This window comes from Micromonospora sp. NPDC048842, from assembly GCF_040649935.1.
In the GTDB taxonomy this organism is placed as follows: domain Bacteria; phylum Actinomycetota; class Actinomycetes; order Mycobacteriales; family Micromonosporaceae; genus Micromonospora; species Micromonospora hortensis.
In genome coordinates this window covers 1-24,313 of sequence record NZ_JBEZGK010000008.1, presented here as the reverse complement: position 1 = coordinate 24,313, position 24,313 = coordinate 1, and the positions used below count along the sequence as shown (strand labels likewise).

Annotated in this window: 22 protein-coding genes and 2 pseudogenes; 6 read left to right on the top strand and 18 right to left on the bottom strand. The window is 70.3% G+C overall.

Annotation, left to right across the window (positions count from 1 at the left end):
* Nucleotides 1–75 precede the first annotated feature (75 nt).
* Nucleotides 76–1,317 (top strand): SUKH-3 domain-containing protein, encoded by a 1,242-nt coding sequence (locus tag AB0C19_RS13455; protein WP_357184011.1) that lies wholly within the window; start codon nt 76–78, stop codon nt 1,315–1,317.
* On the opposite strand, the gene AB0C19_RS13450 is transcribed toward AB0C19_RS13455, so the two are convergent.
* On the bottom strand, nt 1,314–2,045 hold the full coding sequence (locus AB0C19_RS13450) for a hypothetical protein (protein ID WP_357184008.1): 732 nt from the start codon (nt 2,043–2,045) through the stop codon (nt 1,314–1,316). The two genes, AB0C19_RS13455 and AB0C19_RS13450, sit on opposite strands and share 4 nt — an antisense overlap.
* A gap of 43 nt (nt 2,046–2,088) precedes the next feature.
* Here AB0C19_RS13450 and AB0C19_RS13445 point away from each other — a divergent pair, with 43 nt between their 5' ends.
* On the top strand, nt 2,089–2,550 hold the full coding sequence (locus AB0C19_RS13445; protein ID WP_357184005.1) for a MarR family transcriptional regulator: 462 nt from the start codon (nt 2,089–2,091) through the stop codon (nt 2,548–2,550).
* Nucleotides 2,551–2,604: 54 nt separating this feature from the next.
* On the opposite strand, the pseudogene AB0C19_RS13440 reads toward AB0C19_RS13445, so the two are convergent.
* A pseudogene (locus tag AB0C19_RS13440) lies at nt 2,605–2,784 on the bottom strand (aldehyde dehydrogenase); the annotation flags it as partial.
* Nucleotides 2,785–2,926: 142 nt separating this feature from the next.
* Between AB0C19_RS13440 and AB0C19_RS13435 the strand changes: the two are divergent.
* Nucleotides 2,927–4,363 (top strand): gamma-aminobutyraldehyde dehydrogenase, encoded by a 1,437-nt coding sequence (locus AB0C19_RS13435; protein WP_357184002.1) that lies wholly within the window; start codon nt 2,927–2,929, stop codon nt 4,361–4,363.
* 64 nt (nt 4,364–4,427) lie between these two features.
* A complete protein-coding gene (gene gabT / locus AB0C19_RS13430) occupies nt 4,428–5,699 on the top strand; it encodes a 4-aminobutyrate--2-oxoglutarate transaminase (RefSeq protein ID WP_357183999.1) in 1,272 nt (423 codons plus the stop codon).
* 125 nt (nt 5,700–5,824) lie between these two features.
* Here the strand turns inward: gabT and AB0C19_RS13425 are convergent, their stop codons facing one another.
* The 14 genes from AB0C19_RS13425 to AB0C19_RS13360 all read right to left on the bottom strand — a co-directional run bounded on the left by AB0C19_RS13425 (nt 5,825) and on the right by AB0C19_RS13360 (nt 20,446).
* Nucleotides 5,825–6,499 (bottom strand): hypothetical protein, encoded by a 675-nt coding sequence (locus AB0C19_RS13425; RefSeq protein ID WP_266303627.1) that lies wholly within the window; start codon nt 6,497–6,499, stop codon nt 5,825–5,827.
* Between the two features lie 57 nt (nt 6,500–6,556).
* The gene (locus tag AB0C19_RS13420; protein WP_357183995.1) at nt 6,557–7,234 is read right to left on the bottom strand and encodes a M15 family metallopeptidase; all 678 of its coding nucleotides are present in this window, start codon (nt 7,232–7,234) and stop codon (nt 6,557–6,559) included.
* Nucleotides 7,231–8,361, bottom strand: coding sequence for a D-alanine--D-alanine ligase family protein (locus tag AB0C19_RS13415; protein WP_357183992.1), 1,131 nt, complete (start codon nt 8,359–8,361; stop codon nt 7,231–7,233). The genes AB0C19_RS13420 and AB0C19_RS13415 overlap by 4 nt, the downstream gene beginning before the upstream one ends.
* Complete coding sequence (locus AB0C19_RS13410; RefSeq protein WP_357183989.1) at nt 8,358–9,368, bottom strand: pyridoxal-phosphate dependent enzyme; 1,011 nt, start codon at nt 9,366–9,368, stop codon at nt 8,358–8,360. The genes AB0C19_RS13415 and AB0C19_RS13410 overlap by 4 nt, the downstream gene beginning before the upstream one ends.
* Nucleotides 9,369–9,441: 73 nt before the next feature.
* A complete protein-coding gene (locus AB0C19_RS13405) occupies nt 9,442–10,506 on the bottom strand; it encodes a HAMP domain-containing sensor histidine kinase (RefSeq protein WP_357183986.1) in 1,065 nt (354 codons plus the stop codon).
* Nucleotides 10,503–11,168: a response regulator transcription factor gene (locus tag AB0C19_RS13400; protein ID WP_357183983.1), complete on the bottom strand. Its 666-nt coding sequence runs from the start codon at nt 11,166–11,168 to the stop codon at nt 10,503–10,505. The genes AB0C19_RS13405 and AB0C19_RS13400 overlap by 4 nt, the downstream gene beginning before the upstream one ends.
* Nucleotides 11,169–11,533: 365 nt before the next feature.
* On the bottom strand, nt 11,534–12,379 hold the full coding sequence (locus AB0C19_RS13395) for a DUF559 domain-containing protein (protein ID WP_357183977.1): 846 nt from the start codon (nt 12,377–12,379) through the stop codon (nt 11,534–11,536).
* A 257-nt stretch (nt 12,380–12,636) separates the two neighbouring features.
* A complete protein-coding gene (locus tag AB0C19_RS13390) occupies nt 12,637–13,413 on the bottom strand; it encodes a G5 domain-containing protein (protein ID WP_357184696.1) in 777 nt (258 codons plus the stop codon).
* A gap of 271 nt (nt 13,414–13,684) precedes the next feature.
* Complete coding sequence (locus AB0C19_RS13385; RefSeq protein WP_357183973.1) at nt 13,685–14,866, bottom strand: saccharopine dehydrogenase C-terminal domain-containing protein; 1,182 nt, start codon at nt 14,864–14,866, stop codon at nt 13,685–13,687.
* Nucleotides 14,866–16,326: an FAD-dependent oxidoreductase gene (locus AB0C19_RS13380; protein WP_357183970.1), complete on the bottom strand. Its 1,461-nt coding sequence runs from the start codon at nt 16,324–16,326 to the stop codon at nt 14,866–14,868. Before AB0C19_RS13380 ends, AB0C19_RS13385 begins: the two co-directional genes overlap by 1 nt.
* A gap of 37 nt (nt 16,327–16,363) precedes the next feature.
* Entirely contained in the window at nt 16,364–17,200 is an 837-nt protein-coding gene (locus AB0C19_RS13375; RefSeq protein WP_357183967.1) for an ABC transporter permease, read from the bottom strand.
* Nucleotides 17,200–18,108, bottom strand: coding sequence for an ABC transporter permease (locus tag AB0C19_RS13370; RefSeq protein WP_357183964.1), 909 nt, complete (start codon nt 18,106–18,108; stop codon nt 17,200–17,202). Before AB0C19_RS13370 ends, AB0C19_RS13375 begins: the two co-directional genes overlap by 1 nt.
* On the bottom strand, nt 18,105–19,262 hold the full coding sequence (locus AB0C19_RS13365; protein WP_357183961.1) for an ABC transporter ATP-binding protein: 1,158 nt from the start codon (nt 19,260–19,262) through the stop codon (nt 18,105–18,107). Before AB0C19_RS13365 ends, AB0C19_RS13370 begins: the two co-directional genes overlap by 4 nt.
* A complete protein-coding gene (locus tag AB0C19_RS13360) occupies nt 19,262–20,446 on the bottom strand; it encodes a spermidine/putrescine ABC transporter substrate-binding protein (protein ID WP_357183958.1) in 1,185 nt (394 codons plus the stop codon). The genes AB0C19_RS13365 and AB0C19_RS13360 overlap by 1 nt, the downstream gene beginning before the upstream one ends.
* Before the next feature lie 214 nt (nt 20,447–20,660).
* On the opposite strand from AB0C19_RS13360, the gene AB0C19_RS13355 reads away from it, so the two are divergent.
* A complete protein-coding gene (locus AB0C19_RS13355) occupies nt 20,661–21,173 on the top strand; it encodes an Lrp/AsnC family transcriptional regulator (protein ID WP_091394101.1) in 513 nt (170 codons plus the stop codon).
* Here AB0C19_RS13355 and AB0C19_RS13350 read toward each other — a convergent pair.
* On the bottom strand, nt 21,152–21,373 hold the full coding sequence (locus tag AB0C19_RS13350) for a DUF397 domain-containing protein (protein WP_357183953.1): 222 nt from the start codon (nt 21,371–21,373) through the stop codon (nt 21,152–21,154). The genes AB0C19_RS13355 and AB0C19_RS13350 overlap by 22 nt on opposite strands.
* Nucleotides 21,367–22,107 (bottom strand): annotated as a pseudogene (locus AB0C19_RS13345) (DUF5753 domain-containing protein); the annotation flags it as partial. The gene AB0C19_RS13350 and the pseudogene AB0C19_RS13345, both read right to left, overlap by 7 nt.
* 777 nt (nt 22,108–22,884) lie before the next feature.
* Between AB0C19_RS13345 and AB0C19_RS13340 the strand changes: the two are divergent.
* Nucleotides 22,885–24,231, top strand: coding sequence for an aspartate aminotransferase family protein (locus AB0C19_RS13340; RefSeq protein ID WP_357183950.1), 1,347 nt, complete (start codon nt 22,885–22,887; stop codon nt 24,229–24,231).
* Nucleotides 24,232–24,313: the final 82 nt, after the last annotated feature.

Here is a 24,313-nt window from a genome sequence, read left to right as displayed (position 1 = left end):
CGCCCTCCCGTCACCGTCGGTAGAGCAAGACAATACCGGCCGCCATCGATCCGCGTAGTCCGGTAGTTTCAATGCGTGATCGACCGTCAACAGGCCGAGCAGCTCGCGGCCACCTGGGCCCGCCGTGACTCGCAGCGTCTCGGCCACGAGTGCACCGCAATGGTCGACGAGTTCGACCTGGGGTGGGTCATCACGTCCGTCGTGCCCACCGAGGTGCGCACGGTGCCGGGTGACCTGCCGACGACAGTCATCGACAAGCAAACCGGCACTGTCACCACCTGGCCCCGGGTGCCGAGCACTGTGGTGGCGGAGCTGTACCGGCGTAGCCAGCCCGTCGGGCCGACGGCTCCCCGCACCCTCGACCCGTCGAGCCTGCTGCTCCGGGAAATCCATCGGGGCGCCACCCCGAACACCGCCGCGCACCTGACCATCGACGGACGGATCTGGACGGCCCAGGGCACGAAGGCCGACGTGCCACTCAACCATCACCCGCTGGTCCGCGACTATCTCGACCAGCTGCCCCCCGGCGAGTTGGTTCGCGGCGGGGCGGCGCACGCCGAGCTGATCGTGATCTCCGACGTCCTGCACGAGTACGACCACCGCCGCGCCGCCGAGGGCATCGCGCCGATGGGCCGGGCCGAGGCAGCGGCGCTGCTGGAGGGCGCCCGCTTCGAGATCTTCCGGGTCCGTGAGCCGGGCGATCCCGCTGGTGGGCCCGCCGAGCGGCCCTGCGACTCGTGCATCGCCTTCCTGGTGCGGGCGAACGTCCTGCCGGAGTCGGCTCGCGCGTACACCGAGACGTGGACCGCGCCGACGGCATCCGACCCCGATCCTGGGCGGTTCCCGGCGGAGGTCGCGAACGCACTGGTCGCGGCCGGTTGGCGGCCACACATCGGGGATCAGATCATGGCCGCCGCCGCCGTACGTGACGTCACATCGGTGCCGGGGCGCAACCATCGGCACGAGGTCTTTCCCGCCGCTGTGGAAGCGCTCACCGCGTTCCCCAGCCTGGTCGGCGCGCGGCGCGGCCGGGGCGAGCAGGTGTGGATCTCCCGTTTCGACATCCGCCCGCACACCATCGCGCACACCGCCGACACCCTCGCGGACTTCGGCGCGGTCCTCGGCGTACGCCTCTTTCCGATCGGCACCGAGCAACAGGACAGCATCCTGGCGGTGGACGAACGCGGTCGGGTCTTCGCGCTCGACCAGGCCGGCGAGTGGTTCCTCGGCGACACCATCGACGCCGCGCTGACCACACTGCTGCTCGGCCGCGCGCCCGCCCGGGTCCGCGACGACGGCACCTGGCAGGCCGACTAGTTCACCGCGGGGTGCTCGCGCAGGCGGCCACGCGCCAGCCCGGCTGAGCCGATCGCTGCGGCTCCCACGGCTGCCGCCAGCCGTACGACGCGCGGGCGGGTTCGCATACCCGCGAGGGTTCCCAGGCCCCAGACGGACGCCAGCGCGAGCGGTAGCCCACCCCGGCGAGCCCGCACGACTGAGGTGGCCACCGCGGCGGAGACCACGAGCAGACCTGCCGTCGCGGGCCCCACCACCTTTGGCGTCTTTCGATCCGCTCGTGCGGCAACGACGTTGACGGCACTTGCCAGGACCGTCCACCCCAGCAGTAGCCCGGTGCTGACCGGCGTGACAGCGTTCAGGCCCGTCGCCCGGGGTGCCTGCTGGAGCTGGACGTGGGCGGTCGCGGCGAGGCCCGCGGCGACCGGCAACAGGTACGGGGTGAGCGCGAACCGGTCGGTCTGGGCGGCCAGCGACCATGCGGCGTTCACCGCGTACGCGCCTGCCAGAGGCCAGCCTGTCCGGCGACTCAGCGAGTTGGTGCGGCCAGCCGGTAGGCACTGGCCCATTGTCGAGGCGACACAGCTTCCGAAGATCGGCGCCCAGATGACGAAGGCGTAGGGCGGTGGGGTGATCGCAGTGTCGTACCGATCGGTCCGCTCGCCCTGGCCAATCACCGCACCCAGGGTGGGCACCGCGACGAAGGCGGCGCACGTGGCGGCCAGGGCAACTGAACGTTCGGTGTCCATCGGGGCCTCCAGTCGGGTAGCTTAGTTTCTAAGCTAACTTACGATGGGCGGCGTGGACCAGCAACCGCACCAACTGGCATGGGCAGTGCACCACCTGGCAGCCGCCGCGGCCGAGGTGGACGCCTCGATAGCCCGCCGGATGAACTTGAGCGCCGGCGACTACCTGGCGCTCAAGCACCTGTTCGTCGCCGACGACCCACTCGGCCCGGTGGAACTGGGCCGCCTGCTGGGCCTTTCCTCAGGTGCTGCGACCGGGTTGGTGAACCGCCTGGAGCGAGCCGGGTGGATCCGCCGCGAACTGCGCACAGACGACCGCCGGCGCCAGACCCTCATGACAACGGTGAAGGCGAGCGGGACGCTGTTACGCGAACTCCGGTCATTGACCGAGGACATCGACCGCGCGGCCAGCCGCCTGGCACCCGACCAGCGCCGTCTGGTGACCGACGCACTCCTTGAGTTGGCTCAACTGCACCGTAGGCACGCCCGGCGACCAGGCCCCCCTTGACCAACCAGCCACCGCCCTGGCTGAACGGCGTTGCGACTAGCCCGGCAGCCGCCGCGCGGGCAGGGCCGCGGCCTGCGCGGCCACCCCGGCCGCAGCGGCGACGGCGGCGTCGACCTGGTCGGGCGTGGCGAATGTGGTACGCCCCACCGGGCGGCCGTCGTACGGGTGGTGGACTGTCAACCCACCCTCGCCGGTGGCGGGGCGGGAGGGGACGAAGAAGGCTGCGGGCTCCACGCCGAGCAGGGTAGCCGAGCGACCAGCCGACGGAAACAGTCGCGATAACCCTTGTCTGCCGCGAATTCAGTAGCGAAGATGGCAGAGAGATTGCGATAACCGCCGCAGAACCGCGCCCCCGGCCCCCTCGGAGTGATCCCTCATGAGTGACCAGCAGCAGCTGCGCAACTTCGTCAACGGCTCCTACGTCGACCCGTCCGATGGCGGTTACGCCGACCTGGTCGACCCCTGCACGGGTGAGGTGTTCGCCCAGGCCCCGGTCTCCGGCGCCGCCGACGTGGACGCGGCGATGAGCGCCGCCGCCACCGCCTTCGAGAGCTGGCGGGAGGTCACCCCTGCCGAGCGGCAGCGGGCGCTGCTCAAGCTCGCCGACGCCGTGGAGGCACGCGCCACCGAGCTGGTCGACGCCGAGGTCCGCAACACCGGCAAGCCCCGTCAGCTCACCGCCGAGGAGGAGCTTCCCCCGGCGGTGGACCAGTTCCGGTTCTTCGCCGGCGCCGCCCGGATGCTGGAGGGGCGGTCCGCCGGGGAGTACCTGGCCGGGCACACCTCGTACGTGCGGCGTGAGCCGATCGGCGTCTGCGCGCAGGTGACCCCCTGGAACTACCCGCTGATGATGGCGGTCTGGAAGATCGCGCCCGCGCTCGCCGCCGGCAACACAGTGGTGCTCAAGCCGTCCGACACCACACCGGTGTCGACGCTGCTGCTCGCCGAGATCGCCGCCGAGTTCTTCCCACCGGGGGTGCTCAACGTGGTCTGCGGCGACCGGGACACCGGTCGTACCCTCGTGTCGCACCCGACCCCGCAGCTGGTGTCGATCACCGGCTCGACCCGCGCGGGCATGGAGGTCGCCGCCGCGGCGGCCCCCGACCTCAAGCGCACCCACCTGGAGTTGGGCGGCAAGGCCCCGGTGGTGATCTTCGACGACGCGGACGTGGCGGCGGCCGCCGAGGCCATCGCGCTGGGCGGCTACTTCAACGCCGGGCAGGACTGCACGGCGGCCACCCGGGTGCTCGCCGGCCCCGGCGTCCACGACGACTTCGTGGCGGCGCTCGCCGAGCAGGCCCGCAACACGAAGACCGGCGCCCCGGACGACGCCGACGTGCTCTACGGTCCGCTGAACAACGCCAACCAGCTCACCCGGGTCAGCGGTTTCGTGGACCGCCTGCCGGACCACGCGGCGATCCAGACCGGCGGGTCCCGGCAGGGCGAACGCGGCTACTTCTACGCGCCGACAGTGGTCTCCGGGCTGCGTCAGGCCGACGAGATCATCCAGGACGAGGTGTTCGGGCCGGTCATCACCGTGCAGCGCTTCTCCGACGAGGACGAGGCGGTGCGCTGGGCCAACGGCGTCGACTACGGCCTGTCCGCGTCGGTCTGGACGCGGGACCACGGCCGGGCCATGCGGATGACCCGTCGTCTGGACTTCGGCTGCGTCTGGGTCAACACGCACATCCCGTTCGTCTCCGAGATGCCGCACGGTGGCTTCAAGCACTCCGGGCACGGCAAGGACCTCTCGGTCTACAGCCTGGAGGACTACACCCGGATCAAGCACGTCATGCACAACCTGGGGGGCTAGTGAAGCGCGAGGAGTGAGCCGGGTTTGCGAGCCCCGCAGTCGCGAACGAAGGAGGCACAGCCCCATGACCACTTCCGAGGAGCTGCACAAGCGGCGCGGCGATGCCGTGGCCCGAGGTGTCGGCAGTGTGATCCCGTCCTACGTGGACCGCGCGTCCGGCGGGACGATCACCGACGTCGACGGCCGGGAGTGGATCGACTTCGCCGCCGGCATCGCCGTGACCAGCGTGGGCAACTCGGCCCCGAGGGTGGTCGAGGCGGTCCGGGCGCAGGTGGAGCGGTTCACCCACACCTGCTTCATGGTCGCGCCGTACGAGTCGTACGTGGCGGTGTGCGAGCAGCTCAACGCGTTGACGCCCGCCGGGTTCGCGAAGCGCTCGGCGTTGTTCAACTCCGGGGCCGAGGCGGTGGAGAACGCCGTCAAGGTCGCCCGACACGCCACCGGGCGGCCGGCGGTAGTGGTGTTCGACCACGCGTACCACGGCCGCACCAACCTGACCATGGCGTTGACAGCGAAGAACATGCCGTACAAGCACCGGTTCGGGCCGTTCGCCGGGGAGATCTACCGGGTGCCGATGTCGTACCCGCTGCGCGATGGTGGGCTCTCCGGAGCGGAGGCGGCGGCGCGAGCCGTCGAGATGATCGAGAAGCAGGTCGGCGCGGAGAACGTCGCCGCGCTGCTCATCGAGCCGATCCAGGGCGAGGGTGGCTTCGTCGTACCCGCGCCGGGTTTCCTGCCCGCGCTGCGGGCCTGGGCGACGGCGGCCGGGGTGGTCTTCGTCGCCGACGAGATCCAGACCGGCTTCTGCCGCACCGGCGACTGGTTCGCCTGTCAGCACGAGGGCGTCGAACCCGACCTGGTGACACTCGCCAAGGGCATCGCCGGTGGCCTGCCGCTGGCCGCGGTGACCGGTAGGGCCGAGCTGATGGACGCGGTGCACGTCGGTGGGCTCGGCGGCACGTACGGCGGCAACCCGATCGCCTGCGCCGCCGCGCTGGCCACCATCGAGACAATGCACGAGCTGGACCTGGCTGGTGCTGCCCGACGGATCGAATCGGTGCTGGTCCCCCGGCTACTGGCCATCGCCGAGCGGGATCCCCGGGTCGCCGAGGTACGCGGCCGGGGCGCGATGCTCGCCGTGGAGCTGGTGCTGCCGGGCACGCTCACCCCCGACCCGGTCGCCACGGCGACAATCTCGGCGGCCTGTCACGCCGCCGGCCTGCTCACCCTGACCTGCGGCACGTACGGCAACGTGCTGCGCCTCCTGCCCCCGCTGGTGATCTCCGACGGGCACCTCGGTCGGGGTGCCGACCTCCTCGACGCCGCCTTCGGCTGAGCGGCGGAGCAGGCTGAACGGCGGAGCAGGCTGAACGGCGGAGCAGGCTGAACGGCGGAGCAGGCTGAACGGCGGAGCAGGCTGAACGGCGGAGGGGCCCGGTGCACGGGCCCCTCCGCCGAGGGTCAGCGAAGCACCTCGACAGTGTTGCGGCGCACCAGGTTCTTGCCCGGCTCGCGGATCTGCTCCATGGCGGCGGAGTTGAGCAGCACGCAGCTGCCCGACGGGCCGGTCACCGTCACAGTGGTCGCCCGGTTGTTGTCCAGGTTGGTCACCCGCAGCCGGGTACCCACCGGGAACTGCCCGCTGGTCGCCGCCGGTCCGGCCGCCTCCTCGAAGAAGGTGATCGCCCCGGAGCACGCCGACTGGGGCGCCGGGCCGGGTGCGCCGGGAGACGCGGCGCCCGGGCGGACGGTGCCGGGGGCCGGAGCGCCGGCGGGCGGGGCCGCGCCGTCGACGCGTTCCACCACGTTGCGGCGGATCACGTTCTTCCCCGGCTCGCGGACCAGCTCCATGGCCGCCGCGTTGAGCAGCACGCAACTGCCCGACGGGCCGGTCACCGTCACGGTGGCAGCCCGGTTGTTGTCCAGGTTGGTCACCCGCAGCCGGGTACCCACCGGGAACCTGTCGCTGGTCGCCGCCGGCGCCCCGCCCTCCGCGGAGAAGGTGACCGAGCCGGAGCAGACCGACGACCGTGCCGGGGCCGTGTCGGCGAACCCGAAGCTGGTCCCCACCGACACGCCCACCGCGGCGAGCACCGCCACGCTCGCTGCCAGCACGTGCCTGCGCTGCACCCTCATCGCCGTCACTCCCGTCCTCGGTGGTGTCCTTCACTCACCGGTACGGACCGGAGCGTCCTACCGTTCAGCCGGCACGGGTATCGATCGTGCGACGGCCAGGTCCACCGGCCCGTACCGGGTGCGCGAGGCCCCGGTGATCAGCGCCCAGTAACGGTCGCCGTACGACCAGTGCCACCACTCGGTCGGGTAGTTGACCATCCCGGCGCCGCCGAGGACGTCCACCATGATCTGCCGGTGCCGGCGAGCGGTGCCGCCGATCGTCGGCGCGTCGGTGAAGCAGGCGTCGGCGCTGTCCTCCGGGGTGGCGTCGATGGCCGTGCCCAGGTCCAGCTCCACACCGTCGTCGGTGCAGAGCGTCAGGTCCACGGCTCCGCCCGTGCTGTGAGGGGCCACCTCGACCGGTGAGACGAACTTCGTGGTCTCCCGGTGCAGCCGCTGCGGCGACCAGTCCGGGTGCCGTCGGCGCAGCTCGTCGCGGTAGCCGGTGAAAATGGCCAACTGCGCCTGGTACGGCCGGTAGCCCTCGACCACCAGCAACCGCAGCCCACCGGGCAGAGCACGCTGCGCGGCCAGCAGGCGATCCACGACACCGGTGCGCAACCGGGCGTACGCCCCGGCCGGGTCGGCCGCGCGGCCGTCGAGCCGCAACTCCGGCAGCTCACGCAGGTCCACGAACTCCTCGCCGTCGTCGGCGCTGGGCACCGCCGCCACCCGAGGGTCGGAGAGCAGGATCATCGGATGCTCCCCGCCGTGTTCGTAAACCGTTCCGCGTGCCGGAGCCGTGCCAACTCGACGAGTCGGTCCACCACCTCCCGGTAGCCGACCCCGACGGCTGCCCACACCTTCGGGTACATCGAGTGCGCGGTGAAGCCGGGCATGGTGTTCAGCTCGTTGACGTACAGCTCACCGGACGTCTCGTCGTAGAAGAAGTCGACCCGGGCCAGACCCCAACCACCGATCGCGGCGAACGCGCGCAGCGACAGCTCGCGGACCCGCGCGGTCACCTCGTCCGGCAGCACGGCGGGGACGATCATCGGGTCGGCGTCGCCGAAGTACTTCTGCTGGTAGTCGAACCAGCCGCCGCTGACCTGCACCTCGCCCACCGCCGACGCCTCGGGACGCCAGCCGCCGAGCACCGCGCACTCCAACTCCCGGCCGGCGACACCCTGCTCGACCATGACGAGTTGGTCGTGGCGAAGCGCCTCCTCCACGGCGGCGGCCAGGTCGTCACCCTCGCCGACGCGGGAGATACCGATCGACGAACCCATGCTGGCCGGCTTGACGAACAGTGGCCGGCTCAGCCCGGTCACCAACTTCTCCGGGTCGTCGACCGCCCGGTAGGCGTGCGCGTCGAACGACACGTACGGGGTGACGGGGATGCCCTCGGCGCGCAGCGCCCGCTTCATCGCCACCTTGTTCATGCCGACCGCGGAGGCGAGGATGCCGCACCCGACGTACGGCACGTTCAGTGACTCCAGCAGCCCCTGCACCACACCGTCCTCGCCGTACGGGCCGTGCAGCACCGGGAAGACCACGTCCAGTTCGGCGTGCACCGCGCCGGGAGCGTTACCGGCGGACACCTGCACGACGCCCGGACGCGGACCGGCCCGCAACTCGACGGCCGGCCCGGTCACCACCAACTGGTCGTCGATGGCCCGCTCGCCGGCCGGTCGGTCGCGCAACTCGGCCAGCAGCGCGTCGGGCATCAGCCGGAAGCCGCCGCTGCGGGTGACGCCGATGGCGACAGTGCGGTAGCCGCCACCGGCGAGCGCCCGGGCCACCCCGAGCGCTGAGGCACAAGACACCTCGTGCTCCGCCGACGGTCCACCGAACAGGATTCCGATCCGAACTGGCGCGCTCACGCCGCCGCCCCTTCCTCAGCCAGGTCGGCGGATCGCGGGGCCATCAACCGGGCCACCAGCGCCGCCTCCACGTTTCCGCCGGTCAGCACCACGCCGACCGTCCGCTGCCGGTCCCGGTCCGGTGGAAGTCGGAGGGCGCCGGCCAGGCCCGCCGCCCCGGACGGCTCGGCGAGCACCTTCAGCTCCGTCAGGATCAGCCGGAACGCGGCGGCGATCTCGTCGTCGTCGACCCGGACGACCCCGCGCAGCGTGTTCCGCACGATGGCGAACGGCAGCTCACCCACGCAGGACGGCCGCAGCCCGTCAGCGATGGTGGGCGCTGGCGCGACCGGCACACGTACACCGGCCGCCAGGCTGCGGGCCAGCGAGTCGCAACCCACCGGCTCCACGCCGTACACCTCGATGCCGGAGCCGGCGGCGGCCAGGCACGCGCCGGCCACCCCGCCACCACCACCCACCGGTACGACAAGCGCGTCCAACGGCGTCCCCGCGCGCTCGGCGTCCTCGATCAGCTCCAGGCTCGCGGTGCCCTGCCCGGCGATCACGTCCGGGTGGTCGTACGCGTCGACGACCGGGTGACCGCTCTCGTCGCTTAGGCCGTTGGCCACCGCCACCCGCTCCTCGACGCTGGTGCCGGCGAACACCACCCGCGCTCCCGCCGCACGCGCTCGGTCGACCTTCGTCGATGCCGCGTCGACAGGCAGCACCACTGTCGCCGCGAGCCCGTGCTGCCGGGCCGCCAACGCCACCGCCACCGCGTGGTTGCCGGTGCTCTGCGCGATCACCCCGGTGTGGCCGGCCATCGCGAGGCGGCCGACCGCGCGTAGCGCGCCCCGCATCTTGTACGAGCCACCGTTCTGGAGGTTCTCGGCCTTGAGCAGGACCCGCGCCCCGGCAAGCTCGTCGATCACCGGGGAGCGCAGCACCGGGGTACGGACGACGCGGCCGGCAAGCCAGTGGCTGGCCTCCTCGACATCGGCCCGGACCTGGCCAACGGTGCGTGTCATCGGTTCTCCTTTTCGGGCACACCACAGGCGGGGTCCAGCGGTACGTGGACCCCGGGAAAGGTGGGTGGACGTGTCAGTTCACTGTGGGTAGCTGGACGTCGACCCGCAGGCCGCCGTACTCGGCGGGCCGGGCCGCGATAATGCCGTCGTGGGCCTGGGTGATCGAGCGGGCGATGGCCAGGCCCAGGCCGGCCCCACCGCCCTGCGAGGTCCGGTCCCGGGCGAGTCGGCGGAACGGCTCGAACAGGCCGGCCACCGCCTCGGCCGGCACGGGCTGGCCGGTGTTGACAACGGACAGCGCGGGCACGCCACTCACCACGACGGTCAGTGTGCCGCCCGGCCGGTTGTACTTGATCCCGTTCTCCACCAGGTTGGTGACCAGGCGTTCCAGCAGCACCCGCTCGCCGACGACGATGCGGGGTTCGAGATGGGTCTCCACTGCGACCCCGGCCTCCCGGGCCCGGTCCAGGTAACCGGCCAGCACCGCCTCGACGATCGTGTCCAACCGCTGCGGTATCCGCGATCGGAGGCCCTGGTCACTCTCGCTGAGCGCGAGCAGGCCCTCGATCAGTCGTTCGTTGCGCTCGTTGGTCTCCAGCAGCTGACTGGTCAGCAGCTCCAACTGCTCACCGTTGAGCGCCCTGGCCATGCCGACCTCGATGAGCGTCCGCTGCACGGCGAGGGGCGTCCGCAGCTCGTGCGAGGCGTTCGCGGCGAACCGTCGTTGCCCCTCGTACCCGGCGGAGACGCGTTCCATCATCTCGTCGATCGCCCGGGACAGCCGGGCCAACTCGTCGCGGCCCCGCGGCCGGATCCGGTGACCGAGGTTCTGCGGGCCCAGGTGCCCAATCGGCCCGGCCAGGTCAGCGACCGGGCGCAGACACCACACAGCGGCGAACCAGAGCCCCACCAGGACTGCCACTGTCACGAACAGGACGGCCACCAGGGGCAGCATGAACGCCCCCGGCCGCATGTTGCTGCACACCGTCGACAACCCGGGCATGGGCACGTCACAGAACTGCTGCCCCCAGGTCCAGGTCACCCCCGACAGCCACTTGCCCGTCGTCGGCAGTATCGGGCCGGCCAGCAGCGCCAGCAGCCCCACCAGCAGCACCCGACGTCGAGGCGTCCAGCTCACGCCGGGCCGCCGATGCGGTAGCCGGCCTTCGGAACGGTGTGGATGATCGCCGGATCGCCGAGCTTCTTGCGCAGTGTCATCACTGTGACCCGTACGGCGTTGGTGAACGGGTCGGCGAACTCGTCCCAGGCCTGCTCCAGCAACTCCTCGGCGCTGACCACCTGGCCGTCAGCGCGCAGCAGCACGTGCAGCACCGCGAACTCCTTCGGGCTCAACGCGAGGGGGCGGCCGTCCCGGGTGGCCAGGTGCCGGCCCACGTCCAAGGCCAGGCCATCCTGGGCGAGCACCGGTGGCAGCGCCGGCGTGGACCGCCGCCCGAGGGCCTGCACCCGGGCCACCAACTCGGCGAAGGCGAACGGCTTCGTCAGGTAGTCGTCCGCGCCGAGGCCCAGGCCCTCTACCCGGTCCCGGATGCCGGCCGCCGCGGTGAGCAGCAGCACCCGGGTGCCGACCTGTGAGTCGGTGATGCTGCGGCACACCTCGTCGCCGGTGTGTCCGGGCATGTCCCGGTCCAGCACCGCGACGTCGTACCGGTTCACCCCGACCCGCTCCAGCGCACCGTCACCGTCGTAGCAGACGTCGACGGCCATCGAGAGGCGGCGCAGCCCTTCGGCCACCGTGTCCGCCAACAACCGCTCGTCGTCCGCCACCAGCACCCGCACGTTTTTCCGCTCCCCCAGTTCGGCTTGCCCGGCATACCGTCGCAGGACCGGGTTAAGGGTTCTGTAAGGACCCGTCGCAGCCATCCTCCACGCGGGTGTCCAGCGGGCAAACCACCGCAAGCCAGCCCTGGTCGACTTCGTGCCCGTCGCACGTCCTCTGAGCCATCCGTCCCCCGAAGGCCGAGGCGGATTGGCGAGCGCGGGTGAGCTGCGTCACTCTGGGCCGCCCCGCCCCGTCGATCTTGCACTTTGTGTTGCCCAAATATCCCTAAGGCGTTATCTGTCGGGACAGAAAGTGCAAGATCGACGGGGGTGACGGGGTGACGGGGTGACGGGGTGACGGGGTGACGGGGGTGCTGGTGTGGTTAGGAGAGGGCGGCGCGGATGGTGGCCTTGATGTGCTGGGGGCGGCGGTAGAGGTCACGGTCGGTGAAATAGCGCATCCGCCAGCCCGCAGCGTCCAGCCAGTTGACCCGCTCCCGGTCATGTCTGAGCCGGTCACGGTCCAGGTGCGACAGTCCGTCGTACTCGATGCCGATCCGGCGTTCGCGGTAACCCAGATCCAGCCGGTAGAGAGCTATGCCATGACGGTCGGCCACCCATAGTTGCGGCTCCGGTGGAGGCAGCCCCCCATCGATCAAAATCAGTCGCAACTGGCTCTCCTGTCGGCACTCCGCCCTGCCGTCGGCCAGCGGTACGAGTTGCCGGGCTTGGCGGACACCACGCAACGCGTTGTGGGCTGCGACCTCGGCAAGCAGGTCATCCTGGGTGACCAAACCCGACCGCAGCGCGTCATCGAGTACCGGGAGTGCGTCGAGTCGTCGGACGGCGCGAGCCAGGTCGACCGCACAGCGAGCCGCCGGCACACAGGGCAGACCGTCGACGAAGACCGGCCGAACGGGCAGCACCGTCCGGTGAACGACCACCCCGGGTAGACGGGGCTTTGGCACTTCGGCGGGCAGATGAACGTGGATCAGATCATCACGCAGCACCCCGAAGCCGTGTCGGCGGGCGGCACTCTGCCTCGCCAACATCGCCCCGTCGGGCAGCCGGAGCATCAGTGCGCGCAGTGCGTCGTCGTCGCCGCAGGGTTGATCGGCGTAGACCCCTCTGCGTACGCGGTGCAATTCCTCGCGGTCGAGCCGACTACGGATTCGCCCAACGGTGAGTTGCCGCATGAGTGCGTCGGTACGCCACAACTGAGTAGCCATGGAAGCAGGCTGACCAACCCGGGAGCCCATAGAGGTCCCGCGACGACCACCTGTGGAAAACCGTCCCCCCTGTGGACAACCCCCAACCCCACCCCCTGCCGTGCTAGCGCCTCACCCCCCGGACTCCCCGGCCCCGAATCATCACTCCCGCGATCTTGCACTTCCTGTCGTCGATACGCCCTATATGCAGCGAAAGGTCGGCGCAGAAAGTGCAAGATCGCGGGGGCGCGGGCGGGGGTGCGGGGGGCGCGGCGGGGTTAGTCGCAGGCTATGCCGTCGCCGTCTCGGTCCAGGTCGTAGATGTCGTTGCCGATCACCCTGATCGGTCCGCTGACATAGGCGGGGCCGTTGCCGCTGCCACCCGCGCAGTCCACGTCGCTGGCGATCGGGACGCAACCGCTGTAGTTCGGGTCGCACTTGGACGACTGCGGCTTCTTGGTGCCGACGGCCACGACCTGGGTCACCGGCTGCTTCGTCACTGCGGACTTGACCAGTTTCTTGGCCGTCCGCACGCCATCGGTGGTGGTCACCTCGTAGGTCAGGGTCCGGACGCCGTTCACGCCCTTGGTCCGGACTACCCGCTTGCCCTCGGCCAGTGACGAGTCCTTGACGGTCCGCTCGCCGTACCGGATGGTGGCCTTCTCCGTCACGGTTGTCACCTGCACCACTGGCGCGGGCGCCGCCGACGAGGACGCCGTGGCGGGCGCCGCCGACGTGGGCACCGTGGAGGGCGCCGACGTGGGCACCGTGGAGGGCGCGGCGGCGGGGGCCTCCTCGGTCGGTTCGCCGGGCGCGGCCAGGATCGGCTGCTGCGGCTGTTCGGCGGCCGTGCCGGTCTTTGTGGGTTCCGGCTCGCCGGTCAACGCGCCGACGATGGCGGTGCCGGCGCAGCAGAGCAGCAGGAGCGACAGCGTCACCGAGCCGAGGATCACGGCGACCCGGCTGGCGGGGGTGGCCCGGCGGAACCAGTTCGGTCGGGGCGTCTGGCCGAACGACGGCGGGTAGGGCGGCCCCGGGTTCTGTGGTGGTTGCATCGTCACGGCGATGAGTGTCGTCGCAAACACAGCCTGCAATATCCCCCGTCGCGCTCGTCACCTGCGCCTTTCGCTTCGCCGGGAAGATCGGTGGGCGCGCTCGCGGGCGACGAGTCGGCAGGTGCGGCGAACCTCCAGGTTGGCAGGGCAGGGCCGATCGTGCGGGTGTCAGCACCATCAAAAGCCGCAGATCACCACGCACCGCATCGACAAGGGATCGGAGGTCCAACGGCGACGACGGAACTGTCGCGATGCCGTCAGCGGGGCAGGCTCACCGCTCCTCCATCGCCCATGGTGACCCGTAATCGTTCAGCAGGTCGAGGAAGGGCATCGGGGGCAGCGCTTCCGGCCCGAGCACCCCGACACCGGCCCACGCGCCGCTGGCGAGCAACTCCAACGCGACGACCGGGTTGACGGCGGTCTGCCAGACGACCGCCTGGTGCCCGTACTCCCGCATCGACCACTCGTTGTCGACCACGTGGTACAGGTAGACCTCGCGGGGTTGCCCGTCCGGGCCGAGGCCGCGTACCCAGGTGCCGGCGCAGGTCTTGCCGCGCATCCGGGCACCGAGCGTCGCCGGGTCGGGCAGACTCGCGGCTACCACGTCACGCGGGGAGACCTCGACGCCGCGTACCCGCACCGGGGAGACAGCGTCCAGGCCGAGCTTGTGCAGCGTCTTGAGCACCTCGATGAACTCGTCACCGAGGCCGTACTTGAAGGTGACCCGCCGGGCCTTGACCCAGCGCGGGATGAGCAGCACCTCCTCGTGCTCGACGTTGACGCACTCGACCGGCCCGATCCCCTCCGGAAAGTGGAAGACCTCCGGCTCGGAGAACGGTTCGGTGGTGAACCAGCCCCGGTCCCGCTCCCAGATGACCGGCGGGTTGAGGCACTCCTCGATGGTGGTCCAGATGGAGAACGAGGGCGCGAAGTCGTACCCGTCGACTGTGAGGTTCGCCCCGTCCCGGACACCGATCTCGTCGATCTCGCTGAACAGGTCGTCGGCTGCGTAGCGGGCGAACACGTCGGAGAGGCCGGGCTCGACCCCGATGCCGCACAGCGCCAGCCGACCGGCCGCCGACCAGGTGTCGGCCAGCGCGAACTGTTCGTCGCCGAGCTTCACGCCGGTCTCGACGTGCGACAGCGACATCGCCATGTCCAGGTAGTCCGCGCCGGCAGCGAACGCACCGTTGAAGATCGGCATGACGAACCGCGGGTCGACGGCGTTCAGCACGTGCGTGATCCGGTGCTCCCGGCACAGCGCGGTGACCGCGTCGGCCGAGGAGGCGTCCACCTGGGCCGCGACGAACCGGTCACCGTGCCCGGCGACCGCACGCTCGGCCCGAACGGGGTCGTGGTCGGCGACCACGATGGTCTCGAAGAAGGTCCGTCGGGCGGCGATGGCTACGGCGGCGGAGCCGACGCCACCGGCGCCGACGAGGAGGACACGCATCAGGAATCAAACCCCAAACCGAAACGATCGAGAGTACGGAGCCAGAGGTCGCGCCGGCCCTCGCGCGCGTCGGCGCGGGCCAGTGACCAGCGGGTGAGATTGATGCCGATCGCGCGGACGGGTTCCGGCGGGAACGGCAGTGGCTTGCGGCGAACCAGGTCGAGTCGGGTCAGCGGGGTGTTCCCGCCGTCGAGCAGGTCGAGCAGCACCCGGGCCCCGAAGCGGGTGGCCCCAACGCCGAGGCCGGTGTATCCGGCCGCGTACGCCAGTCGACCGCCGTAGGCGGTGCCGAAGAACGGGCAGAACCGGGTGCAGGTGTCGATGACCCCGCCCCAGCGGTGGCTGAACCGGACGTCGGCGAGCTGCGGGAACGTGGTGAAGAAGTGGCGGGCGAGGGTGGTGAAGGTGGCCGGGCGTTGCTCCAGCTCGGGCGCTACCCGATTGCCGTAGTGGTAGACGGCGTCGTAGCCGCCGAAGAGGATCCGCCCGTCGGTGCTGATCCGGTAGTAGTGGAACTGGTTGGCGGTGTCGGCGAGCCCCTGCCGGTTGCGCCAACCGATGGCGTCACGCTGAGCCGGGGTGAGGGGCTCGGTCATCAGCACGTGGTCGTAGACCGGCACCAGGTACGCCCGCAGCCGGCGCAGCAACGGCGGGAACGCGTTGGTGGCAAGCACCACCCGGCGCGCCCGTATCGAGCCGGGTTGACCTGCGGCGCGGGTGTCGGCGGGGTCGGCCGGGTGGGCGGTGGGATCGGTGCCCACTGTGCTGGCGTGCAGCGCGGCGTTGTCGGCGCGCAGGCCGGTGACCCTTGTGTGCTCGTGCACGCGTACGCCGAGGTCGAGGCAGGCGCGGCGCAGCCCCCAGGCCAGCTTCGCCGGGTCCACCAATGCCACCCGGTCGGCGTCGAACATTCCACCCAGGTACGTCGGTGAGTGCACCTCGGCGCGCACCTCGTCCCGGTCGAGCAACAGCACCCGGTGGCCGTACCGGCGGGCCAGGTCCGCGTCGGCGGCCAGCCCGTCGAGTTGGTACGGCTCGACGGCGACGGCCAGCTCACCGGTGCGCTCGAAGTCGCAGTCGATGTCGAACGTCGCGACTGTGGCGGCGATGGCGTCCAGGTTGTCCCGGCCGAGGCGTTCCAACTCGCCGACCTCGTCGGGAAACCTGTCGACGCCGTTGGCGAGGCCGTGGGTCAGCGAGGCGGCGCAGAACCCGCCGTTGCGCCCCGACGCGGCCCAACCGCAGGTCCCGGCGTCGACGAGCAGCACGTCCCGGTCCGGGTCCGCCTGCTTCGCCAACAGCGCGGCCCACAGTCCGCCGTAGCCGCCGCCGATCACCAGCAGGTCGGCGGAGTGCCGGCCGCTCAGTGGCGGTAGCGGGTCCGGGCGGTCCGGGCGGTCGAGCCAGTACGGCACGGGTGCCGCGTCGGCAAGCGCCCGGCCGGTGTGCGGGAGCGTCATGACGGTTCACTGGTCGGAAGACCCGCATGCCGGAGGGTCATGACGACCGACGCAGGTGACCTGACGGCCCGGCCAGCAGGTTGGCGCGGCGGGCCCGTCGACCGCGCAGCGAGCTGAGCCCCACGAGCAGCAGCGCGACAGCGAACATCGCGGTGCCGATCACGTTGACCTGCGGTGGGATGCCACGCTGGGCAGCGCCCCAGACGTACATCGGGAACGTGACTGTGGTGCCGGCGTTGAAGTTCGTGATGATGAAGTCGTCGAAGCTCAGCGAGAAGGCCAGCAACGCGGCGGCCACGATGCCGGGCAGTACCAGCGGCAGGGTGATCCGTCGGAAGGTCTGCCACTCGTTTGCGTAGAGGTCCATGGCGGCCTCCTCCAGTCGCCGGTCCATCCCGGCGAGCCGCGCCTTCACTGTCACCACCACGAACGACACGCAGAACATCACGTGCGCTATCACGATGGTCCAGAAACCCTGCGGTACGCCCGCCGAAACGAACAGGGCCAGCAACGACGTGCCCATCACCAGCTCCGGGGTGGCCATCGGCAGGAAGATCAGCACGTTGATCCCGGATCGGCCACGGAAGCGGTGCCGGACCAGCGCGAACGCCATCAGGGTGCCGAGCACAGTGGCGACCACAGTGGCGATAAAGCCGATCCGCACGCTGCGGACCACCGCGTCGCACATGTCCGAGGTGGCGCAGGGCTGCCGCCAGTTGTCCAGTGTGAACTCGTTGAAGTCGTAGGACAGCCGGCTCGATGGCCGGTTGAACGACAACGCGGCCACCACCAGGATCGGCAGCGCCAGGTAGCCGAGCACCAGCAACGCCACGATCATCACCCAGCGGTCCGCCAACCAACGGGAAAGTCGCATTAGAGGACCTCCTCCGTGCCGGCTCGACGGAGGTAGCCGAAGACCACAGCGAGGATCGCCGCCATCAGCAGGAACGACAACGCGGCGCCCTGCGGGTAGTCCAGGCGGACCAGGAACGCCGAGTCGATGACGTTGCCGATCATGTATTCGTTCGGGGTGCCGAGCAGTTCGGCGTTGATGTAGTCGCCGCTGGCCGGGATGAAGAACAGCAGCGTGCCGGCGACCAGACCGGGCATTGACAACGGCAGCGTCACCCGACGGAACGCCTGTACCGGGCTCGCGTACAGGTCGGTGGCCGCCTCCAGCAACCGGGGGTCCAGCCGCTCCAGGCTCGCGTACAGCGGCAGCACCAGGAACGGCAGGAAGTTGTACGTCAGGCCGAGCACCACAGCGAACGGGGTGGCCAACAGCCGACCGTCCGGGGCGAGCAGGTGCACGCCGCGCAGCAGACCGACGAGCGCGCCGTTGTCCGACAGGATCGTCTTCCAGGCCAGTGTGCGGACCAGGAAGCTGGTGAACATCGGCGCGACGACGCACACCAGCAGCAGGTTCTTCCAGCGGCCGGCCTTCTGCGCGATGGCGTACGCCAGTGGGTAGCCCAGCAGCAACGCCAGCACCAGGGCCATCCCGGCGTAGCCGAACGAGCGCAGGAACTGCGGCCAGTACGCCTGCAGCACGTCGGGGTAGTTGCTGACCGCCCAGGTCATCGCGTACCCGGTGGAGAGCGAGCCGCCGGGGTCGTACAGGCTGGCCGCCGCCAACTGCACCAACGGCACACCGAAGAAGATGAGCAGCCAGGCCGCACCGGGCAACAACAGGAGGTACGGCAGGAGCCGGCGCCGCCCGGACCGGGCTGCCGGTGGCACGGGTGGCGGCTGCCCCGCCCTGGTGGGGGCCAGCAGGGTCACGACGACGCACCCACCGGCTCGTCCAGCACCGGCGATGTCCGGTCGGTGTCGGCGGCGTCGCGGGGCAGCAGGAACGCGTGCCGCGGATCCCAGTACGCCACGGCCTCGCTGCCGACCGCCACCGGCGTCGACGTCCCGCTGTTGGCGGCGAAGACCGACAACTCGGTGCCCCAGCCGGTGCGCAGCAGGTACTGCGTGCTGACTCCCACGTAGGAGGCGTCGGTGACCACTCCGGTGACGTGCTGATGGCCGGCGGGCACCTGGTCGGCGGAGCCGACCAGAATCAGCTTCTCGGGGCGTACCCCCAGGTGCACCGGGCCGTGGTCGACCCGCGACCGGCCGGCGGGCACCGAGAAGCGCGTGCCGTGAGCTGTCACCGCGACGTCGCCGCCACCGGCGCCGGTGGCCTCGGCGGCGAGCAGGTTGGACTGGCCGAGGAAATTCGCCACGAAGGCGGTGGCGGGAAACTCGTAGAGGTCGGCGGGAGGACCGAGTTGCTCGATCCGGCCGGCGTTCATCACCGCGACGGTGTCGGCCATGGTCATGGCCTCCTCCTGGTCGTGGGTGACGTGCACGAAGGTGATGCCGACCTCGGTCTGGATGCGCTTCAGCTCGATCTGCATCTGCCGGCGCAGCTTGAGGTCGAGTGCGCCCAGCGGCTCGTCGAGTAACAGCACCTGCGGCCGGTTGATCAGGGCGCGGGCCAGTGCGACCCGCTGCTGCTGGCCGCCGGAGAGCTGGGCGGGGCGGCGGTTGCCGTACCCGTCGAGTTGCACCAGTGACAGCATCCGGGTGACCTCGTCGTCGACCGAGCGGATGCCGCGTCGGCGCAGCCCGAAGGCGACGTTCTCGAAGATAGTGAGGTGCGGAAAGAGCGCGTAGCTCTGGAAGACGGTGTTGACCGGTCGCTTGTACGGCCGCAGCCGGGCGATGTCCCGGTCAGCGAGCAGCACCTGGCCGCTGGTCGGCTCATCCAGGCCGGCGATCATCCGCAACGTGGTGGTCTTGCCGCAGCCGGACGCGCCGAGCAACGCGAAGAACGAGCCCCGCTCGATGGTCAGGCTCAGGTCGTCGACAGCGGTGAAGACGCCGAACCGTTTGGTGAGGTTGGCCAGGCGCAGGTCGCCGGCGGGTGTCTCGCGCGCCATCCTCATCACGCCCCGATGACCTGTTGGAACTTGCCCTCGTACTCCTTCTCCTGCTTCTCGTCCAGCGCCATGAAAACCTTGGACTTCGACAGCAGCGCCTCATCCGGGAAGATCAGCGGGTTGGCGGCCAGCTCGGGGTCGATCTTCCCCATCTCGGCCTGAGCGCCCTTTACCGGGCAGATGTAGTTGACGTACGCGGCGAGCTTCGCCGCGACAGCCGGCTCGTAGTAGTAGTTGATCAGGGCTTCGGCGTTGCCTTTGTGGGTGGCCTTGTTGGGGACCATCATGTTGTCGCTGTAGAGCATCACGCCGGAGTCCGGTGCGACGAACCGCACCTTCTCGTCCTCACCGGACAGTTGGATGACGTCGCCGGACCAGCCGATGCACGCGGCGATGTCGCCCTTGGCCAGGTCGGGCGCGTAGTCGTTGCCGGTGAACTTGCGGATCTGCCCGGAGTCGACTGCCTTCTTGAGCTTGTTGAGGGCGTCGTCGAACTGGGCGGCGGTGAAGTTCGCCGGGTCGTGCCCGTTGGACCCGAGCAGCAGACCCATGGTGTCGCGCATCTCGCTGAGCGCTGTCACCTTGCCCTTGAGGTCGGGGCGGGTGAGCAGTTCGTCGACAGTCCGCAGCTCCTTCGTGACGTTGCCGTTGTAGGCAAGGCCGGCAAGGCCGGACTGCCACGGAATGGAGATCCGGTTCTCGGCGTCGAAGGGGCGGTTGAGCAGCGACGGAAGCAGGTTGGCCTGCACGTTCGGGATCTTCGCCGGGTCCAGCTTCTGGATCCAGCCGAGCCGGATCATCCGGGCCGCCATCCAGTCGGTAAGCACGATGATGTCCCGGTCGGTGCTCTGGCACGCGGCGAGCTGGTTCTGCACCTTGCCGAAGAATTCGTTGTTGTCGTTGATGTCCTCGGTGTAGGTCACCTGAATGCCGGTCTTCGTGATGAACTCGTCGAGGCTCGGCCGCTTGGACTCGTCAGTGTCGTCCACGTCCATGTACTGCGGCCAGTTGGCGAAGGCGAGCTTCTTCTCGGTGCCGGAGAGGTCCTCGCTGACGCAGCCAGCTTCGGTCTGCTGCGCGCCCTTGGTGCCGCAGCCCGCGAGGCTGCCACCCATGGTGAGCAGGGCGGCCGAGCCGAGAGTGCCGGTGAGCAGTCCACGCCGGGAGAGGGGCCGGAGGGGAGTACGCATGACGACTCCTAGGGGGTCATCGTCGGCGGGCGGGACGGGGAGGCACGCCGGCGGGAATGTCGGGAGGGTCAAGTGCCATTGACGACTGATCCTGACATGAGGTGACCTCCCTTACAAGGGATTCCGTTGCGGGAATAGCGATGCACGACGAAATACGCCAGACTACGCGGGGATACACGCGCGACATCACGATTCGGGACATGGGGAGCGGGCAATGACAAACCGGCAGCACGAGAACAGCAACGGCGGTCGACGCGTCGCTGTCCGTGACGGCGCCAATCACGCTCTGCTGGATGACGTGGCAAAGCAGATCATCGAGCAGCTCCAGGAGGACGGCCGTCGCCCGTACGCAACGATCGGCAAGGCGGTGGGGCTGTCCGAGGCGGCGGTCCGCCAGCGGGTGCAGCGACTGCTCGACTCCGGCGTGATGCAGATCGTGGCGGTGACCGATCCGCTCCAGCTCGGCTTCAACCGGCAGGCGATGATCGGCCTCCGAACCGACGGCGACCTGGAAGCTGTCGCGGACCGGCTGGCCGAGTTGGACGAGGTCGACTACGTCGTGATCACCGCCGGGTCGTTCGACCTGCTCACCGAGGTGGTCTGCCGCAACGACGACCACCTGCTGGAGATCCTGCAACGACTGCGCGCGGTGCCCGGGGTGCTCTCCACCGAGGCGTTCGTCTATCTCAAGCTGCGCAAGCAGACCTACACCTGGGGTACGGCCTGACGCTGCCCGCCGCTCGCCGCGCTGACCGCGCCGATGAACGACGCCCAGGCGGTCGGCGCGAAGGTCAGGGCGGCGCCGTCGCGATCCTTGCTGTCGCGCACCAGCACCCGGCCGGGCAGGTTGTCGGCCACCTCGACGCAGTCACCACCGTTGTTGCTGCTGCGGGTCGCGGTGCGCCAGCGGGCGTCGGCCATGTCCATGTCGTGGCCACTTCCCCGATCAGCTCGATCGACCGTCGTCGGGGGAACGCCTCGCCGGTGACGCTCTCCCACCTGCGTCCCAGGCTAGCGACGTCGAGGGGATCGGTCACGACCTGACCGCGGAGCTGGTTGTCGAGATACGCCAATTCCGTCCCGTCGGGCAGCCGGCCCAGCACGAAGGGGCCGGCCAGCCCGGTGTGCCACGGGCTCTCGGCCGGAATGACCCGGACCTGCACGTGCTGCCACTCGGCCACTCTCGCGAGGTGGGCCAACTGGCCGGCCATCACCGCGCGGTCGCCGACCGGCCGGCGCAGCACCACCTCGTCGATCACCACCACGAGCTGCGGTGGAGCATCGCGACACAGGACCGCCTGCCGTTCGAGGCGGCCCGCCACAATCAGGTCCACCTCGGACGGTGAGACCAGCCCACCGGTGCCGAGGATCGCGCGGGCGTACCCCTCGGTCTGGAGCAGACCCGGCACGAGCAGCGGCTGGTAGGACCGGAGTGACGTGGCGTCCTGTTCCAGGTCGGCCCACGGCCGGAACCACGGCAGGTCACGGCGGCGGAACGGCTCCGGCCAGAGATCGGCCGCGTCCCGGCGCAGGACCTCGGCCACCGCCACCCGGGTACGTGGATGCGGGATGCGCCCCGAAGCGAGCCACCGCCCCGCCGTCTTCGGGTCGACGCGGACCTTCTCGGCCAACGACTCGACGGTCTCCCCCGCCTCGGCCATCGCCACCCGCAACGCCTCGTTCGCCACCGCACCCTCCCGCCGCTCCTCCGTGCCGTGACGGACGACTCCGGGTCGTTCGCCCAGCAGGCGCGCTGCGACGCCGCTCGATGCACGTTGCGGCGGACGATAGCCACGCTGCGTGTCCGTGTCTGCGACCTACGGCGTGTTGCGGTGGGACGTGTTGGCGCGCAGCCAGAACGCCCCCGACCGTCCCCGAAGTGCCCCACCAGCGTCCCAAGGCCCACGGTCCGCGGCTTTCGGCCCCGCGCGCCCGCTCCCGCGCTTGATCCACTCGACTTCAGCAATGTCGCGGTATCAACCACGTCCGGACACCGCGATCTCGGCGAAACAGAGTGGATCGATCCGGCGGCCGAGGGAGGCGCTACCACCGGCCGGGCCCTTTGGAGCTGATGTCGCAAACGAGTCGCGGACGGCAGCACCCGGTGACGGGCCGGCCTGCCTGGCCGACGGGCGCGAATCCGGGAGGGCACGTGGCGCGGCCCCCACAGGACGGCCGTGATGCCACAAACGATTCAGCTCCAAAGGCAGCCACCAGCACACCTCCGCCTCCCGCCGACGACTCCTGCCGACCGCCGACCAACCGGCCCACAAGTGATGCGGATTCCGTTGCATCTGTGACGCCCCTACGCTAAATCCGTCGCCAACTGACCGTGATACCGCCGATAACACTTGCTTCCGTGGTTAAGACTGTGCGATAACCGTTGGCAGAGCGGCCGGCCTCACCCTTTGACCGGCCCGACGACCGATGGGGCTGACATGGCCAACGCCACCGACCACCTCTGGATGCACTTCACCCGGATGGCGAGCTACTCCGCCGGTGAGGTGCCGACCATCGTGCGCGGCGAGGGAGCGTACGTGTGGGACGCGCAGGGTCGCCGCTACCTGGACGGGCTCGCCGGGCTCTTCGTGGTCAACGCCGGCCACGGTCGCACCGAGCTGGCCGAGGCCGCCGCCAAGCAGGCCGGCGAGCTGGCCTACTTCCCGCTCTGGTCGTACGCGCACCCGAAGGCCATCGAGCTTGCCGAGAGGATCGCCGCGCTCACCCCCGGCGACCTCAACCGGATCTTCTTCACCACCGGCGGCTCCGAGGCCGTCGAGGCGGCGTGGAAGCTGGCCCGCGCGTATTTCAAGCGCACCGGGAAACCCAACAAGTACAAGGTGATCAGTCGGTACATCGCCTACCACGGCACCTCCATGGGTGCCCTGTCGATCACCGGCCTGCCCGGCATCAAGAGCGACTTCGAGCCACTGGTGCCGGGCGCGATCAAGGTGCCGAACACGAACTTCTACCGGGCGCCCGAGCATGGCGACGACGCCGAGGCGTTCGGCCGCTGGGCCGCCGACGAGATCGGTAGGGCCATCGAACGGGAAGGGCCGGACACTGTCGCCGCAGTCTTCCTTGAGCCGGTGCAGAACTCCGGCGGGTGCTTCCCACCACCACCCGGCTACTTCGAGCGGGTACGGGAGATCTGCGACGCGTACGACGTGCTGCTCGTCTCGGACGAGGTGATCTGCTCGTGGGGGCGGTTGGGCGAGTACTTCGGCGCGGTGCGCTACGGCTACCAGCCGGACATCATCACCACTGCCAAGGGCATCACCTCCGGCTACGCCCCGCTTGGCGCGATGATCGCCAGCGACCGGCTGATGGAACCGTTCCTCACCGAGACCGGCATGTTCGCCCACGGGGTGACCTTCGGCGGGCACCCGGTCTCCTGCGCGGTGGCCCTGGCCAACCTGGAGGTGTTTGCCCGGGAGGACCTGGTCGGGCACGTACGCGCCAACGAGGACGACTTCCGGGCCACCCTGGAGAAGCTGTACGACCTGCCGATCGTCGGCGACGTCCGCGGCGACGGCTACTTCTACGGGATCGAACTGGTCAAGGACAAGACCACCCGGGAGACCTTCACCGAGGCCGAGTCGGAGCGCCTGTTGCGCGGCTTCCTCTCGACCGCCCTGTTCCAGGCGGGCCTCTACTGCCGGGCCGACGACCGGGGCGACCCGGTCATCCAGCTGGCCCCACCCCTGATCGCCGAGCAGCAGCACTTCGACGAGATCGAGCAGATCCTCCGCACAGTCCTAACCCAAGCCTGGACCAAGCTCTAACGCCCGGCCCCCCCCCCCCCCCCCGGCCCGCCCCCCCCCCCCCCCCCCCCCCCCCCCCCCCCCCCCCCCCCCCCCCCCCCCC

Bases quoted from the DNA above. Each gene is read 5' to 3' on its own strand.
- AB0C19_RS13450 (WP_357184008.1), bottom strand. From the start codon at position 2,045: ATGGACACCGAACGTTCAGTTGCCCTGGCCGCCACGTGCGCCGCCTTC.
- AB0C19_RS13445 (WP_357184005.1), top strand. From the start codon at position 2,089: ATGGGCGGCGTGGACCAGCAACCGCACCAACTGGCATGGGCAGTGCAC.
- AB0C19_RS13435 (WP_357184002.1), top strand. From the start codon at position 2,927: ATGAGTGACCAGCAGCAGCTGCGCAACTTCGTCAACGGCTCCTACGTC.
- gabT (WP_357183999.1), top strand. From the start codon at position 4,428: ATGACCACTTCCGAGGAGCTGCACAAGCGGCGCGGCGATGCCGTGGCC.
- AB0C19_RS13425 (WP_266303627.1), bottom strand. From the start codon at position 6,499: ATGAGGGTGCAGCGCAGGCACGTGCTGGCAGCGAGCGTGGCGGTGCTC.
- AB0C19_RS13420 (WP_357183995.1), bottom strand. From the start codon at position 7,234: ATGATCCTGCTCTCCGACCCTCGGGTGGCGGCGGTGCCCAGCGCCGAC.
- AB0C19_RS13410 (WP_357183989.1), bottom strand. From the start codon at position 9,368: ATGACACGCACCGTTGGCCAGGTCCGGGCCGATGTCGAGGAGGCCAGC.
- AB0C19_RS13395 (WP_357183977.1), bottom strand. From the start codon at position 12,379: ATGGCTACTCAGTTGTGGCGTACCGACGCACTCATGCGGCAACTCACC.
- AB0C19_RS13390 (WP_357184696.1), bottom strand. From the start codon at position 13,413: ATGCAACCACCACAGAACCCGGGGCCGCCCTACCCGCCGTCGTTCGGC.
- AB0C19_RS13385 (WP_357183973.1), bottom strand. From the start codon at position 14,866: ATGCGTGTCCTCCTCGTCGGCGCCGGTGGCGTCGGCTCCGCCGCCGTA.
- AB0C19_RS13380 (WP_357183970.1), bottom strand. From the start codon at position 16,326: ATGACGCTCCCGCACACCGGCCGGGCGCTTGCCGACGCGGCACCCGTG.
- AB0C19_RS13375 (WP_357183967.1), bottom strand. From the start codon at position 17,200: ATGCGACTTTCCCGTTGGTTGGCGGACCGCTGGGTGATGATCGTGGCG.
- AB0C19_RS13365 (WP_357183961.1), bottom strand. From the start codon at position 19,262: ATGAGGATGGCGCGCGAGACACCCGCCGGCGACCTGCGCCTGGCCAAC.
- AB0C19_RS13360 (WP_357183958.1), bottom strand. From the start codon at position 20,446: ATGCGTACTCCCCTCCGGCCCCTCTCCCGGCGTGGACTGCTCACCGGC.
- AB0C19_RS13355 (WP_091394101.1), top strand. From the start codon at position 20,661: ATGACAAACCGGCAGCACGAGAACAGCAACGGCGGTCGACGCGTCGCT.
- AB0C19_RS13350 (WP_357183953.1), bottom strand. From the start codon at position 21,373: ATGGACATGGCCGACGCCCGCTGGCGCACCGCGACCCGCAGCAGCAAC.
- AB0C19_RS13340 (WP_357183950.1), top strand. From the start codon at position 22,885: ATGGCCAACGCCACCGACCACCTCTGGATGCACTTCACCCGGATGGCG.